This is a genomic window from Shewanella frigidimarina, from assembly GCF_003797125.1.
GTDB classification, from domain to species: Bacteria; Pseudomonadota; Gammaproteobacteria; order Enterobacterales; family Shewanellaceae; genus Shewanella; species Shewanella frigidimarina.
The window spans coordinates 1-14,841 of sequence record NZ_RKKE01000003.1 but is presented as its reverse complement, the minus strand read 5'-3'; the positions used below and the strand labels follow the sequence as shown (position 1 = coordinate 14,841).

13 protein-coding genes are annotated in these 14,841 nt (G+C 40.4%); 10 read left to right on the top strand and 3 right to left on the bottom strand.

Translation table 11 applies throughout. The features are described 5' to 3' along the window. Window positions 1-148 precede the first annotated feature (148 nt). Together pgm and seqA are read right to left on the bottom strand one after the other, a co-directional pair. Window positions 149-1,792, bottom strand: coding sequence for a phosphoglucomutase (alpha-D-glucose-1,6-bisphosphate-dependent) (gene pgm, locus EGC86_RS09620; protein WP_123777385.1), 1,644 nt, complete (start codon window positions 1,790-1,792; stop codon window positions 149-151). A gap of 54 nt (window positions 1,793-1,846) precedes the next feature. Continuing rightward, complete coding sequence (seqA, locus tag EGC86_RS09615; protein WP_123777384.1) at window positions 1,847-2,473, bottom strand: replication initiation negative regulator SeqA; 627 nt, start codon at window positions 2,471-2,473, stop codon at window positions 1,847-1,849. 303 nt (window positions 2,474-2,776) lie between these two features. Between seqA and EGC86_RS09610 the strand changes: the two genes are divergently transcribed. The 10 genes from EGC86_RS09610 (at window position 2,777) to adhE (ending at window position 13,779) form a co-directional block, all read left to right on the top strand. Next, window positions 2,777-3,550, top strand: a complete 774-nt coding sequence (locus EGC86_RS09610; RefSeq protein WP_123777383.1) for an alpha/beta fold hydrolase — start codon at window positions 2,777-2,779, stop codon at window positions 3,548-3,550. Between the two features lie 98 nt (window positions 3,551-3,648). Next, window positions 3,649-3,870 carry a DUF2788 domain-containing protein gene (locus EGC86_RS09605; protein ID WP_011637373.1) on the top strand — a complete coding sequence of 74 codons (222 nt, stop codon included), beginning with the start codon at window positions 3,649-3,651 and terminating at the stop codon, window positions 3,868-3,870. An 8-nt stretch (window positions 3,871-3,878) separates the two neighbouring features. Next, window positions 3,879-4,151: a LexA regulated protein gene (gene ybfE, locus EGC86_RS09600; protein WP_011637372.1), complete on the top strand. Its 273-nt coding sequence runs from the start codon at window positions 3,879-3,881 to the stop codon at window positions 4,149-4,151. A 50-nt stretch (window positions 4,152-4,201) separates the two neighbouring features. Then, complete coding sequence (gene fldA / locus EGC86_RS09595) at window positions 4,202-4,729, top strand: flavodoxin FldA (protein ID WP_011637371.1); 528 nt, start codon at window positions 4,202-4,204, stop codon at window positions 4,727-4,729. Between the two features lie 93 nt (window positions 4,730-4,822). Then, window positions 4,823-6,010, top strand: coding sequence for an elongation factor P maturation arginine rhamnosyltransferase EarP (gene earP, locus EGC86_RS09590; protein WP_123777382.1), 1,188 nt, complete (start codon window positions 4,823-4,825; stop codon window positions 6,008-6,010). A gap of 49 nt (window positions 6,011-6,059) precedes the next feature. After that, window positions 6,060-6,620 (top strand): elongation factor P, encoded by a 561-nt coding sequence (gene efp / locus EGC86_RS09585; RefSeq protein ID WP_011637369.1) that lies wholly within the window; start codon window positions 6,060-6,062, stop codon window positions 6,618-6,620. Between the two features lie 280 nt (window positions 6,621-6,900). Further along, window positions 6,901-8,115, top strand: coding sequence for a pyridoxal phosphate-dependent aminotransferase (locus EGC86_RS09580; protein ID WP_011637368.1), 1,215 nt, complete (start codon window positions 6,901-6,903; stop codon window positions 8,113-8,115). A 112-nt stretch (window positions 8,116-8,227) separates the two neighbouring features. Continuing rightward, the gene (yfbR, locus tag EGC86_RS09575) at window positions 8,228-8,815 is read left to right on the top strand and encodes a 5'-deoxynucleotidase (RefSeq protein ID WP_102037600.1); all 588 of its coding nucleotides are present in this window, start codon (window positions 8,228-8,230) and stop codon (window positions 8,813-8,815) included. A gap of 9 nt (window positions 8,816-8,824) precedes the next feature. Further along, window positions 8,825-10,201 carry an anti-phage deoxyguanosine triphosphatase gene (locus EGC86_RS09570; RefSeq protein ID WP_123777381.1) on the top strand — a complete coding sequence of 459 codons (1,377 nt, stop codon included), beginning with the start codon at window positions 8,825-8,827 and terminating at the stop codon, window positions 10,199-10,201. Between the two features lie 980 nt (window positions 10,202-11,181). Then, window positions 11,182-13,779 carry a bifunctional acetaldehyde-CoA/alcohol dehydrogenase gene (adhE, locus tag EGC86_RS09565; RefSeq protein WP_011637360.1) on the top strand — a complete coding sequence of 866 codons (2,598 nt, stop codon included), beginning with the start codon at window positions 11,182-11,184 and terminating at the stop codon, window positions 13,777-13,779. Between the two features lie 160 nt (window positions 13,780-13,939). Here the strand turns inward: adhE and EGC86_RS09560 are convergent, their stop codons facing one another. Further along, window positions 13,940-14,635 (bottom strand): aspartate/glutamate racemase family protein, encoded by a 696-nt coding sequence (locus EGC86_RS09560; protein ID WP_123777380.1) that lies wholly within the window; start codon window positions 14,633-14,635, stop codon window positions 13,940-13,942. Window positions 14,636-14,841: the final 206 nt, after the last annotated feature.

The following is a 14,841-nucleotide window of genomic DNA, read 5'->3' as shown; positions in this document are numbered from 1 at the left end:
AGTAATGTATATAAAAGGTGTAAAGCAACTCCATTACTATAGCTATTTCTATCAATGTGATGGCAACTCTATTTCTTTTCGAAACAAAAAAACACTGAATAATCAGTGCTTTTTTGTAAACTTTAATTTAATCAGATTTGATCAATAATTAATTTTTTAATGCTCCATCAATCATTGTCTGCGCTTGAGCAATAATCTCATCCAAATGTTGCTGACTAATAAAGCTTTCAGCATAGATTTTAAATAAGGCTTCAGTACCCGATGGACGCGCAGCAAACCAGCCATTCTCAGTGGTCACTTTAATACCACCTATCGCAGCATTATTACCTGGTGCATGACTTAATATTGCTGTAATCGCCTCACCCGCTAATTCTGTGTCGGTAAAGCTGTCACGATTTAACTGTTCAAACTTAGCTTTTTTCTTAAGACTAATTGGACTATCGATACGAGTGTAAAAACTTTCACCAAATTGATCGGTTAACTCTTTATAGCGTTGTGCAGGTGTTTTGCCTGTTACGGCTAAAATCTCAGCCGCTAGTAATGCTAAAATAAAGCCGTCTTTATCAGTACACCAGGTACTGCCGTCACGTTTTAAAAACGCTGCACCAGCACTTTCTTCGCCACCAAAAGCAATCGTGCTATTTGCTAAACCAGCAACAAACCATTTAAAGCCCACAGGCACTTCTAAGCATTGTCGACCTAAGGCGTTACACACACGATCAATCATTGCACTCGATACTAAGGTTTTACCCACAGCCAGTGACTCAGACCATTGCGGACGATGAGTCATTAAATACTCTATCGCTACTGCCAAATAATGATTAGGGTTCATCAGCCCAAAGCCTGGGCAAACAATACCGTGACGGTCATAATCCGGGTCATTACCGACGCACAAATCATAATCTTCGCTGTACGCTAACAAACCTGCCATTGCATAAGGAGACGAGCAATCCATACGAATTTTGCCGTCTTTATCTAATGGCATAAAACCAAATGTGGGATCAACTTTGTCATTGACTAAGGTAATATCAACACCATATTTAGCGGCAATTTTTTCCCAGTAATAAATACCTGAACCACCCAGAGGATCGACACCTATACGAATATTGGCTTTTTTAATGGCATCCATATCAATGACTTCAGCAAGAGATTCAACATAAGGTGCAATAAAATCGACTTCATCAATCCAACCCGACTTAACCGCTACGCCATAATTGACTTTTTTAACCCCTGAAAGCTGATTGGCTAAATATTCATTGGCTTTGGTTTCGATGAGTTTAGTAATTTCACCTTCAGCTGGGCCACCATGAGGTGGATTGTACTTAATGCCACCATCTTGTGGAGGATTGTGCGAAGGAGTAATAATTAACCCATCGATTAACGCAGCAGGTGCTGAGGAGTTTGCACGAACAATCGCTTGAGACACTACTGGTGTTGGAGTAAAACCATCATGCTGTTGAATTAACATTTTAACTTGGTTAGCCGTTAATACTTCGACCACAGACATAAATGCTGCATAAGACAAAGCATGGGTGTCAAACCCCACAATCATTGGCCCGCTAATATTGGCTGAATGGCGATAATCGACTACAGCTTGGGTAATGGCCCAAATGTGATTTTGATTGAAACTGGATAAAAACGCACTGCCTCGATGACCCGATGTACCAAATGTCACTTTTTGTTGCACGTCTTCCACATTGGGAATAATGCGATAATAATGACTCATCAATTTAGGAATATTCACTAAATCCGTTTGTAAAGCTTGCTGTCCTGCGCGTTGATGAATGGCCACGAATGGTCTCCTAGTTAGTAAAATGAAAATGGAATTTTCGACAAAACTCAAAAGTTAAATGTGTTCGGCGATGCTCTTCGCTCTTTCACTGTCACAACCTAAATGTTCCAATACCTCAGTTAAGATGGTTTGTTTTTTGGCGGTATTGTTATTGGTGGTGACCCAAAATCCACTTGACGCGATTTCTTTTGGATTAGAAGATTTACTTGAATTTAATAAAGCCTGTTTAGAACGGGCAAAATACAAACGTCCTTTGCCTTGAACATTAAGCACTTTGTCAAAATCACTGCCAGCAGTGGATTCAAGACTGGATAATAAATACATAAAACGCCCGACGGCACCTTTCTGTTGGCTCAATAAGTGCTCGCTAACCATGGCATCAAAATCATTACTGGTTGACGTTGCAATGTCTTCATCTACAGGATAATGCTTATTTGCGCTATTTTGATCAGCGATGACTTTTTCTACAGCCGCTTTGGCTTGATCAAAAACGGGATGACGATTCACTGGCGATTGCGATTCTAAACTTGGGTGACTAATGTCTGTCGGTAAGCTTACATCGACATTTTCGACTGACAAGTTCAATAAACGACGCAAAATATCGGAAGCGCTTTCGCCGATGCGTTCAGTTTTACTGGCAATAAAGCGATAAAGTTCTTCGTCAATTTCAATGTATTTCATCAGAGTCATCCTTTTTCTATCAGTCTTGTCATTACTGTAGCCAAGATTAAATTGGCATCAGGTAAGTCGGGATCGCAGATCAAATTAGCATTAATGCGATCAAAAAAATATTGCTTCAGTGTAAGCCATGCTTAACCTACTAATAAAGTGGCAAAATCATTAAATGGACGATATTACCAAGTTTTTATTAAAAGCAGTTTAAAATATCAGCAACTATGGCGGCGAGAGTCTGCAAAACTTGATTTGACTGACGCATTGCAGCAGAATCTTCCACATTAATTGTTCCAATGAGTTTGTTGCGTTATGCATTATGTATCTTCTGGTCAAGGTGAAGCTGTCCTACTTATTCATGGGCTTTTTGGCAATCTTGATAATCTAAAAAATCTCGGCAGTGTGCTTCAGCAGCAACATCAAGTCATACGGGTTGATGTGCCTAATCATGGGTTAAGCGAGCATTGGGACAACATGGATTACCCCCAACTTGCTGATGCCATGATTGATGTACTCGATGATTTACACATCAAACAAGCCCATGTGGTCGGCCATTCTATGGGCGGAAAAATTGCGATGGCAATGGCACTTTTACACCCCGAACGTATTAAAAGCTTAGTGATTGCAGATATCGCACCGGTAGCGTATAGCCCAAGACATCAAACCGTGTTTGCAGGCCTAACCAGTTTAGTATTAAACAGCGATACAACTCGAAAGTCTGCCCTAGCACATTTGATCAACGCCGGTATTGATGAGCCGACATCTCAGTTCTTACTAAAGAATTTGCAACGCACCGACAGCGGCTTTGAGTGGAAAATGAATTTAACTGGGCTAATCGAATCTTACGACCGTATTATCGGTTGGGATTTGCCTTTAACCGGCAACGATCATTTTGATAAACCCGCACTATTTATCCGTGGCGGTGAGTCCAATTATGTCACTGCTGAGCATCGAGATGAAATCATGCGCCAATTTCCACAAGCCAGTGCAAAAACATTGAACGGTACAGGCCATTGGTTACACGCACAAAAACCTGAGATATTTAATCGCATCGTGTCTGAGTTTATTGAACAAAACCAAGGGTAAATTTTTAATATTTACCTTTTTGAACATAGCCGATTGTATCGTGATGTGATATATTCGCGCCCTCTTTTCGCCAGACACTCAATAGCGAAGGTAGAAGTATGTTAAACCAATACATGGAACAAATTGAAGTTGTAGGCTTAAACTTGTTTTTTGCATCGATATTCTTTTTTATCGGCATGGCTATCCATGATGTGCTTAAACAAGGTGAAGTCCCTAAATTTGGTCGATATATTGTTTGGGCAGTGTTATTTCTCGGCTGCGCCGGGTTTATTGCAAAAGGTATTATTCAGATGACCTGGGAAGGCTCTGGGATCGGTTAAAGAGTACAATGGCAAAAGAAACAACAGATAGAACGACTATTGACCTTTTTGCCGCAGAAACTCGCCGTGGGCGTCCGAGAAGTAACCCTCTTTCTCGGGAGCAGCAATTAAAGATCAATAAGCGTAACCAAATTCAGCGTGATCGCGCTAACGGTTTAAAGCGAATAGAGCTAAAGGTGTCACAAGATTTGTATGATGCCTTGAACCAACAAGCTTTGAACAGTAACATCAGCCGTAGCCAGTTAATCGAATTTATTCTGCAACAGCAACTCGACAACTGAGACTTTTTAGAACATCGCACAACGCGAACTAGATATTTAAAGGATAGACAATGGCAACTGTAGGTCTTTTTTTCGGTAGCGACACTGGCAACACCGAAGCTGTAGCCAAAATGATCCAGAAAAAACTGGGTAAAAGCATGCTTGATGTTAAAGACATCGCGAAGAGCACCAAGGAGCAAATTGCTGAATACGATTTGCTTATGTTTGGTATTCCAACATGGTATTACGGCGAAGCACAGTGTGATTGGGACGACTTTTTCCCAGAGCTTGAGCAAATCGACTTTACCGATAAGTTAGTCGCTATTTTTGGTTGTGGTGACCAAGAAGATTATGCTGAATATTTCCTTGATGCGATGGGCATGGTACGTGACATTGTTGAAGCTCGAGGCGGTATTATCATTGGCCATTGGCCATCTGAAAGCTACAACTTCGAAGCCTCTAAAGGCATGGCAGACGACAAGCACTTTGTCGGTTTAGGGATTGACGAAGATCGTCAGCCAGAGCTAACCGAAGAACGTGTTGACGGCTGGGTTAAGCAAATTTATGAAGAAATGTGTTTAGCTGAGTTAGAAGACTAATCCACATCATCAAGTTAGATTTGTGAATCAAAGCGGCTTCAGTGCCGCTTTTTTATGCCTATAGTTTAGGTTAACGGTTAAGTAACGATTAATATGTCAGTCAATAATTCCAACCCATTACATCATCATTGGGATATCTTTTGTACTGTGGTCGATAACTATGGCGACATAGGTGTCACCTGGCGTTTGGCTAAGCAATTGGTAGCAGAATATGACATCCCCATTAATTTATGGGTCGATGACTTGCTGAGTTTCTCACATATTTTACCTATGCTAGATCCACATAAGTCGAAACAAATATTCAATAGCGTGAATATATTTCAATGGAATAACCCATTAGATATAGAGTTTACTGCTGGTAACGTCATTATTGAAGCATTTGCCTGTGAATTACCATCACAAATAAAATCCATAATAAATCAATTGCATCAACCCCCTCTTTCTCAAGCGCCTACTTGGTTAAACCTTGAATACCTCAGTGCTGAAAATTGGGTAGAGGGTTGCCATGGGTTGCCCTCTTCACAACCTAGTGGAGTTAAAAAGTGGTTCTACTTCCCAGGTTTTACCCCTAAGACTGGCGGGCTTATCTGTGAGCGTGAATTATTTAATCAACGAGACGAATGGCAAGCTGACTCTACACATAAATTAGCGTTGTTCAAAAAGCTGGGTTTACAAGGGATAAATGCCGAAGACACGGTTATCAGTATCTTTAGTTATGAAACACCAGCCTTAGCTGCGTTGTGTGAATTATGGCAAGCATCTCAAACCCCAATTCATGCTCTAATCCCTAAAGGACGTAGTTTACATAGCTTAACGAGCATATTGCCCTGCGACATTAAAGATTTGATACCCGGTCAACAATTTACAATAGGTAACTTAACCCTACATATATTACCCATGACCGATCAAAATGGTTTCGATCGCTTGCTATGGAGCTGTGATTTTAATATTGTGCGGGGTGAAGATTCGTTTTTACGTGCTCAATGGGCTGCAAAACCCTTCATATGGCACATTTATCCTCAAGAAGATGATTATCACTTGGTAAAATTACAAGCTTTTATGCAAATTTACTGCGATAATCTTGCTCCAGAAATTGCTACTACTTGGTCTGAGGTGAATTTGGCCTTCAACCAGGGGAATACAAATGCAGTAGTAATGCACTGGCAACAATTACATTCTGTTAATTTGTCTTTAATGCAACATGCTATTGAATGGCCAATTAACGCGTTAAATGAAGCAGATCTTGCGAGTCGACTAGTTCAATTCGTTAACAATAGCTAAGATACTGCTCTATAAATAAAAAAAGTCTAAATATATAGGAAATAGTGAAATGAAAACTGCTCATGAAATCCGTCCTGGTAACGTGATCATGTTAGATGGCAGCCCATGGGTTGTTCAGAAGACTGAAACAACTCGTTCTGGCCGTAACGCTGCAATCGTTAAGTTAAAATTAAAGAACGTATTGCTAGATTCTGGTACTGAACAAACCTTCAAAGGTGAAGACAAATTAGACGATATTATTTTAGAACGTCTTGATTGTACTTACTCATACTTCGCTGACCCTATGTATGTATTCATGGATGAAGAATACAACCAGTATGATGTAGAAGCTGACAACTTAGGTGATGCTGCTGACTATATCATTGATGGTATGGAAGACGTTTGCCAAGTGACCTTCTATGAAGGCAAGGCTATTTCTGTTGAATTACCAGTGCACATTGTTCGTGAAGTTATCTACACCGAGCCTTCTGCTCGTGGTGACACTTCAGGCAAAGTAATGAAGCCAGCTACCATTACCGGTGGTGGTACTGTTACCGTCGCTGATTTTGTTAAAGTGGGTGACAAGATTGAAATTGATACTCGTACAGGCGAGTTCAAGAAGCGCGTTTAATCGCCCGTTAACTTGAGTTATTAGTAAAATAGTAATAACACAAGTCAACTCAGCAAAAGCCAGCACTTAGTGCTGGCTTTTTTGTTATAAAACACCTGTTTCACTCTGAATGACAACCAATAAACAGCATAAAACACTAAAGCAAAGACTAATTCATCTATCAAATCAGCATTTAACACTAATATTATTATTCATTTTACTTGTTTGCCTCTTTCACAATGCCGATAAATTCGTTATGGTTCGCTAACTTAAGCCGTATTTAGTTATCGAGAGTAGTAGTATGCGACCCATTATCAAATCCAATAAGCTTGATTCCGTTTGTTATGACATCCGCGGACCTGTACATAAAGAGGCCCGTCGTTTAGAAGACGAAGGTCATCGTATTTTAAAGCTTAATATCGGCAACCCTGCCCCCTTTGGATTTGAAGCCCCAGAAGAAATCGTTCGAGACGTTATTTTAAACTTACCCAGCGCCCAAGGTTACTGCGAGTCAAAAGGCTTATTCTCTGCGCGTAAAGCCATTGTGCAGCATTACCAAGCTCAAGGTATTTTTGGTGTTGATATTGAAGATATCTATATCGGCAATGGTGTCTCTGAATTAATCGTAATGGCCATGCAAGGGCTGCTTAACACCGATGACGAAGTGCTCATCCCATCACCTGATTATCCGTTATGGACAGCTGCAGCAAACCTTGCTGGCGGTAAAGCAGTCCATTATCGTTGTGATGAAGAAGCCGATTGGTTTCCAGACTTAGACGATATTAAAAGTAAAATAAGCAGCCGCACACGTGCGATTGTGATAATCAACCCAAACAATCCAACTGGCGCTGTTTACAGTAAAGAATTGTTGTTAGAGGTTGTTGAGCTATGTCGTCAACACGATTTAATATTATTCGCTGATGAAATTTACGATAAAATTTTATACGACGAAGCCAAACATATTCCTGCCGCTGGTTTATCTGACGACATTTTAACCATTACCTTTAATGGTTTATCTAAAGCCTATCGCGCAGCAGGTTTCCGTGTTGGTTGGATGATGTTGTCGGGTAATTTAAAAGCGGCCAAAAGTTACATTGAAGGCTTAGAAATGCTGGCGTCTATGCGTCTGTGTGCCAATGTACCCAATCAACATGCCATTCAAACGGCATTAGGCGGTTATCAGTCAATTAATGAGCTCATATTACCTAACGGCCGCTTAACCATACAACGCGATGCGGTGTATGAATTGCTTAATCAAATTCCTGGGGTAAGCTGTAAAAAACCTAAAGGAGCCTTGTACGCATTCCCGAAATTAGACATGAAAAAGTTTAATTTACGTGATGATGAACGTTTGGTGCTTGATTTGTTAAAAACCAAAAAAATTCTGTTAGTACAAGGAACTGCCTTTAACTGGCCTGAGCCAGATCACCTTAGAGTGGTTTTTTTACCCCATAAAGAAGACTTGGCTAAAGCGCTCACTGAGTTCGGTGAGTTTTTAGAAGACTATCGTCAATAGCACCTTAACGAGATATCTCACTAATAAAATACTAAGCGACTGAACAGTCGCTTTTTTTTATTGAAAAGCTCATGTAAGCTGAGACAAACTATTGAGCGCAGTAAGGAGTCTCATGAGTCATTTATTTGCCCATTTATCTCGAATGAAACTGATCCAACGTTGGCCGTTAATGCATAATGTACGCCGCGAAAACGTTCAAGAGCATTCACTACAAGTGGCGATGGTCGCTCACGCTTTAGTAATTATCAGTAATAAAAAATTCGCTACCAACTTAGACGCTAATGAAGCAGCAACCATTGCCATCTATCATGATGCTAGCGAGATTTTAACTGGCGATTTACCCACTCCAGTAAAATACTTTAATAAAGAAATTGAAGCCGAATATAAAAAGATCGAAGCCATTGCTGAACAGAGAATGTTAGAAATGGTACCTGATGAGTTTAAAGACGATTACCGCAGCCTGTTTATCAGTGAAGCAGCGGATCCACAATACAAAGCCATTGTGAAAGCTGCTGATACTCTCTGCGCATATTTAAAGTGTTTAGAAGAACAAAAAGCCGGTAACAGTGAATTTAATAGTGCCCGTAAACGTTTAGAACAAATGTTAGACGACAACCCTAACCCTGCAGTAGGTTATTTCCGTGATTGTTTTATTCCAAGTTTCACCTTGAATTTAGACGAAATTAATCAAATGTTGTAAAGGAATTTTATGCCTGATAACACCATCGAGTCCAGTAATACAGAACAGAACAGTCGTTGGCAGCAACGTTTACTCGGTGAAGATAAACAGCGCCGTAATGATCATCGCAGCCCATATCAGCGTGACCGCGCACGTATTCTACATTCAGCAGCATTTCGTCGGCTTCAAGCCAAAACGCAAGTGCTTGGTGTTGGCATGAATGACTTTTATCGTACACGGCTAACGCATTCATTAGAAGTATCACAAATTGGTACCGGCATAACTGCTCAGCTGCGTCGAAAATATCCGGACCTTAGGTATTTACTCAATTCAATGAGCCTCATTGAATCAATTTGTTTGGCTCACGACATCGGTCATCCACCTTTTGGCCACGGCGGTGAAGTCGCATTAAATTACATGATGCGCCATCACGGTGGCTTTGAAGGCAACGGGCAAACTTTTCGAATTTTAACTCGTTTAGAACCCTATACCCCTTCATGGGGGATGAACCTTACTCGGCGTACTTTGCTTGGGGTAATGAAATACCCAGCAACTTATTCGCAATTGTATATCGATCAGCTTAGGCCCGACATTGCCAACCATCGCCAATTAAAACCCTCAGAATGGCCACCTGTAAAAGGATTGTTTGATGATGATATGCCCATTATTGATTGGGTATTAGCAGCATTATCAGCATCGGATAGGCAGTTGTTTATCAGCAGTGAACAAAGCCATACACATGTAGATTATCCCCATTTAAAAACGCGCTATAAATCATTTGATTGCTCGATTATGGAATTAGCCGATGACATTGCTTATGCCGTACATGATCTCGAAGATGCTATTGTCATGGGGATTGTTAACCAACATCAATGGCAGCGCGATGTGGTTGAGCAGTTAACTGAAATAAAAGATCAATGGCTGATATCGGAAATCGCTAACATTGGTGACAAGCTATTCTCTCATGAACATCATTTACGCAAAGATGCCATCGGTACCTTGGTCAACGGTTTCGTCACCGCGATTGGCATTAGCACCAATTCGCAATTTGACGAAGACTTACTGAAATTTAATGCCGAATTAGAGCCAGACTTTGCTGCAGCATTACACGTACTGAAACAATTAGTATTTAAGTATGTTATTCGTAAACCTGAAATCCAGATGTTGGAATACAAAGGCCAACAGATTGTGATGGAATTGTTTGAAGCGTTTGCCTCGGATCCTGAACGTCTGTTACCGATTAATACTCGGGACCGATGGTTAGCAGAGCGGAATGCCAATAATAATCCAATGCGGGTGATTGCTGATTATATTTCTGGAATGACCGATGAATTTGCTGGGCGTTTACATCAGCAATTATTTGGTTCAAAAACCGCTGGCATTATGGAGTTAAGTCGCGAGCAATAACATTTATTGCCCTGTTTATTTTCATAAAAAAGCGCTTGGTTATAACAACCAAGCGCTAACGGGTTAGATATAGGGAAATAGCACAACCTTCCCCACTCTTCTCTCTTAAGCCTACACACAATAAACACACATATTAATATTCACTGCTTGCATCAACACGAGGATTACGGTCCATAAATCTCAGGCCTTACCAATCACTGCAGAATTGTTCCTGTAACGACACTATCAAGCTATCTTCGGCGCCGACGGTATCAAGCACATTACACAAATAACGTAAATTGTAGATTTTCACACCGCATACTTAGCCACGTTTCATAGTTGGATTTTATAACCCACCAGTGATCGATATTGATTTAGAAGCCAATACATCTAGATTTTGAATAAACCACCTCGTTACTCAAGTAGAATAAACGTCTCCAAAAAACATACACAAGCCCGTTCTGTGAGCGTATTACCTTTATAAATATTGATGTCAATCACAATTCTCTAATTAAATAAGCAAAACGAGCTTTAGCCATTGCTTATGCACATAACACGATCATAAAATGTTGTTTAAATTCAATAGAATATTTTAAACAAAGTGATTCAACCTATTAATTAAACAACCAAATAGCTAAAAAAATAGACTATTTTCAATGTGGAACAATTGAAAAAGACCCTAACGTCATCAAACTGTTAACAAAAACTTAAGATGGCTTAATGGCATCATGCACCAAATATTTTCATTACAGGGCTGATATAAACAGATTTGAATAATGAGTTGCAACCATTTTCGTCATGTTTACGTACTAGGATAAGCAGATGTTAGATATTCAACAATAGAGTTTATGTTCACAAAACAACCTGTTGTTGTAATAAAATTACATTTAGTTATGCATTTGTGGTCACCATCACAGCAAATACCCCATTAAAGTTGTAATTTTATTTACAAAGAATATTTTGCAAAACTGATTTGTTGAATATTTTTAAAGGAAACCACTATGACAGTCACCAATACACAAGAGCTTGATTTATTAGTTGAGCGCGTGGCCAAAGCCCAAGCCGAGTTTGCCAATTTTAGCCAAGAAAAAGTTGATACTATCTTTAGAGCGGCAGCCTTAGCTGCAGCAGATGCGCGCATATCTCTGGCGAAGATGGCCGTAACAGAAACGGGGATGGGTGTATTAGAAGATAAAGTGATTAAAAACCACTTTGCATCTGAATACATTTATAACAAATACAAAGATGAAAAAACCTGCGGTATTTTATCTGAGGACTTAACCTTCGGTACCATTACCATTGCAGAGCCTGTAGGTATTATTTGCGGTATTGTCCCAACAACTAACCCTACTTCTACTGCTATTTTTAAAGCGCTTATTAGCTTAAAAACCCGTAATGGCATTATTTTTTCGCCGCACCCAAGAGCTAAAAACTCAACCACAACGGCAGCTAGAATTGTTTTAGATGCAGCCGTTGCAGCAGGTGCTCCCAAAGATATTATTGGCTGGATTGATCAACCTAGTGTTGCCTTGTCTAATCAGTTAATGACTCATGCGAAAGTTAACCTCATTTTAGCCACTGGTGGACCAGGCATGGTTAAAGCGGCCTATTCATCTGGTAAACCTGCCATTGGTGTTGGTGCTGGTAATACACCTATCGTTATCGATGAGACCGCAGACATCAAACGCGCGGTAAGCTCTATATTAATGTCAAAGACTTTCGACAATGGTGTGGTGTGTGCATCTGAACAAGCGGTAATTGTAGTAGACAGCATTTATAAGCAAGTTAAAGAGCGTTTTATCAGCCACGGTGGTCATATTCTATCTAAAGCTGAAACCGCAGCCATGCAGAGTGTGATCCTTAAAAACGGCGGCCTTAATGCTGATATCGTTGGCCAAAGTGCAGTGTCTATAGCTGCAATGGCAGGTTTTGAAGTGCCTAGTACCACCAAAGTGCTTATCGGTGAAGTAACTGACATTAATGATGCTGAAGCCTTTGCTCACGAGAAATTATCCCCGTTATTAGGGATGTATAAAGCAAAAGACTTTAATGAGGCAATGGACAAAGCGGAAGCTTTAGTCACCTTGGGTGGTATTGGCCATACATCTGGTTTGTATACCGATCAAGACACCCAAGATGAACGCGTTAAAGCCTTTGGTTTTAGAATGAAAACAGCCCGTATTTTGATTAACACACCTGCTTCACAAGGTGGTATCGGTGACTTATATAATTTCAAGCTAGCACCATCGTTAACACTAGGTTGTGGTTCATGGGGCGGTAATTCAATTTCTGAGAACGTCGGCCCAAGTCATTTAATCAATAAAAAAATGGTCGCTAAGAGGGCTGAGAACATGTTGTGGCATAAGCTTCCATCATCTATTTATTTCCGTCGCGGTAGCTTACCAATAGCACTTGAAGAATTAAGTGATAAAAAACGCGCGTTGATCATCACTGACAAGTTCTTATTTAATAACGGTTACTGTAATGAAACCTTAAAAATTCTTAAAGCACAAGGGCTTGAAACCGAAGTGTTCTACGAGGTAGAAGCCGACCCAACCTTAGCTATTGTTCGTCAAGGTGCTAAAGTTGCGCAAAGCTTCCAACCGGACGTCATTATCGCGTTAGGTGGTGGCTCACCAATGGATGCAGCGAAAATCATTTGGGTTATGTACGAACACCCTGAGGTTGATTTTGCTGATTTAGCACTGCGTTTCATGGATATTCGTAAACGTATTTACAAATTCCCTAAAATGGGTGTTAAAGCTCAAATGGTTGCCATTCCGACAACCTCAGGTACAGGATCAGAAGTGACTCCTTTTGCCGTGGTAACCGATGAAGTAACCGGAAAGAAATACCCTATTGCTGACTATCAATTAACGCCGAACATGGCGATTGTTGATCCTAACTTAGTCATGGACATGCCAAAATCATTGACCGCTTTTGGTGGTATTGATGCTGTCACACATGCGTTAGAAGCTTATGTGAGTGTAATGGCAAACGAATACAGTGATGGCCAAGCACTACAAGCATTAGACCTATTGTTTAAGTACCTACCGGACTCTTATGAATTTGGTGCCAAAGCACCAGTCGCTCGTGAAAAAGTCCATAATGGTGCCACCATAGCCGGTATTGCTTTTGCCAACGCATTCTTAGGCGTTTGTCACTCAATGGCGCACAAATTAGGTGCCGAATTCCACTTAGCTCACGGTTTGGCTAATGCACTACTAATCTCTAACGTGATCCGCTTTAACGCGACAGATATGCCAACTAAGCAAGCAGCGTTTAGTCAATACGACCGTCCTAAAGCGTTGTGTCGTTATGCTGCCATTGCAGATTATTTAAAGCTAGGTGGTAAAACTGATGCTCAAAAAGTTGAAAAACTGATTGAAAAAATCGAACAGCTGAAAACAACCATTGGTATCCCTGCATCAATTCAGGATGCTGGTGTTAATGAAGCAGATTTTATCGCCAAACTGGATGAACTTGCTGAAGATGCATTTGATGATCAATGTACTGGTGCCAATCCACGTTACCCGTTGATTAAAGAGCTTAAACAAGTGCTATTAGACAGCTTCTATGGCCGAGCTTATAAAGACTAGTCGATTCTAAAATAAGCAGTAAGCTTTAAACATTACGCCTTACAATATTGTAAGGCGTTTTTTTGTCTTAACATTCCCACCGAAAATGAACCTATGGCTATTCAACTCAGTTAGCGAGACAAAGGACTGTTTGATATCCGTTTATTATCCCGAGTTGAGGTTACTTAGCTAAGGCCAGCATAACGGCCTTATTGGCATGAATTTGAGTCGTATCATACAAAGGAACATGCGTATGTTGTTGCTGCACTAATAGGGCTATCTCTGTACAACCTAAAACCACCGCCTCAGCCCCTTGCTCATATAATTTATCAATAATGCCAAGATAGCATTGTCGTGATTGCGGATTTATCGTGCCCAGACATAGCTCTTGATATATCACGTCATGAATTAAAGTTTGCTCGTGTGGTGAAGGAACCAGTACCTCAATGGGATAGTTATCACTTATCCGTTGCTTATAAAAGTCCTGTTCCATGGTAAAGCGCGTTCCCAGTAGGCCGACTTTACTGATCCCATCGGCTAACAACACCTCCGCTGTGGCATCTGCAATATGCAAAATAGGTATCGAGATTTGTGCTTGGATATCATCAGCCACTTTGTGCATGGTATTGGTACAAATCAATAAGAAGTCTGCCCCGCCAGCTTCAACCGCTTTAGCGGCTGTGGTCAAATGAATCGCGGTATCGTGCCACAATCCTTTATGTTGCAGGGTTTCTATTTCAGCAAAATCGACACTGTATAAACAAATTTTGGCCGAATGCAGTCCACCTAATGCAGACTTAACACCTTGATTAATGGCTTTGTAATAATTGAGTGTCGACTCCCAACTCATACCACCTATCATACCGATTGTTTTCATACTCACTCCTGTAACTGAATGCTGTACGTCTATAAAAATACTATTCCCATGATAGAAACATAATATGGGATAACAAGCTTAATGCCGATCAGTTAAGCGGTAAAACGAGAAAATTTAACTGATCGGTTGACCGATCTTTCTAGTCTGCGAAAATCCGATAATCTTTATTATCGGATTTTTTTATGGAACTTTCAGAAGCCCTTGCT

What these genes read in the sequence shown, in the direction of transcription:
- seqA (WP_123777384.1), bottom strand. Translation starts at nt 2,473, where the DNA reads ATGAAATACATTGAAATTGACGAAGAACTTTATCGCTTTATTGCCAGT.
- EGC86_RS09610 (WP_123777383.1), top strand. Translation starts at nt 2,777, where the DNA reads ATGCATTATGTATCTTCTGGTCAAGGTGAAGCTGTCCTACTTATTCAT.
- EGC86_RS09605 (WP_011637373.1), top strand. Translation starts at nt 3,649, where the DNA reads ATGTTAAACCAATACATGGAACAAATTGAAGTTGTAGGCTTAAACTTG.
- ybfE (WP_011637372.1), top strand. Translation starts at nt 3,879, where the DNA reads ATGGCAAAAGAAACAACAGATAGAACGACTATTGACCTTTTTGCCGCA.
- fldA (WP_011637371.1), top strand. Translation starts at nt 4,202, where the DNA reads ATGGCAACTGTAGGTCTTTTTTTCGGTAGCGACACTGGCAACACCGAA.
- earP (WP_123777382.1), top strand. Translation starts at nt 4,823, where the DNA reads ATGTCAGTCAATAATTCCAACCCATTACATCATCATTGGGATATCTTT.
- efp (WP_011637369.1), top strand. Translation starts at nt 6,060, where the DNA reads ATGAAAACTGCTCATGAAATCCGTCCTGGTAACGTGATCATGTTAGAT.
- EGC86_RS09580 (WP_011637368.1), top strand. Translation starts at nt 6,901, where the DNA reads ATGCGACCCATTATCAAATCCAATAAGCTTGATTCCGTTTGTTATGAC.
- yfbR (WP_102037600.1), top strand. Translation starts at nt 8,228, where the DNA reads ATGAGTCATTTATTTGCCCATTTATCTCGAATGAAACTGATCCAACGT.
- EGC86_RS09570 (WP_123777381.1), top strand. Translation starts at nt 8,825, where the DNA reads ATGCCTGATAACACCATCGAGTCCAGTAATACAGAACAGAACAGTCGT.
- adhE (WP_011637360.1), top strand. Translation starts at nt 11,182, where the DNA reads ATGACAGTCACCAATACACAAGAGCTTGATTTATTAGTTGAGCGCGTG.
- EGC86_RS09560 (WP_123777380.1), bottom strand. Translation starts at nt 14,635, where the DNA reads ATGAAAACAATCGGTATGATAGGTGGTATGAGTTGGGAGTCGACACTC.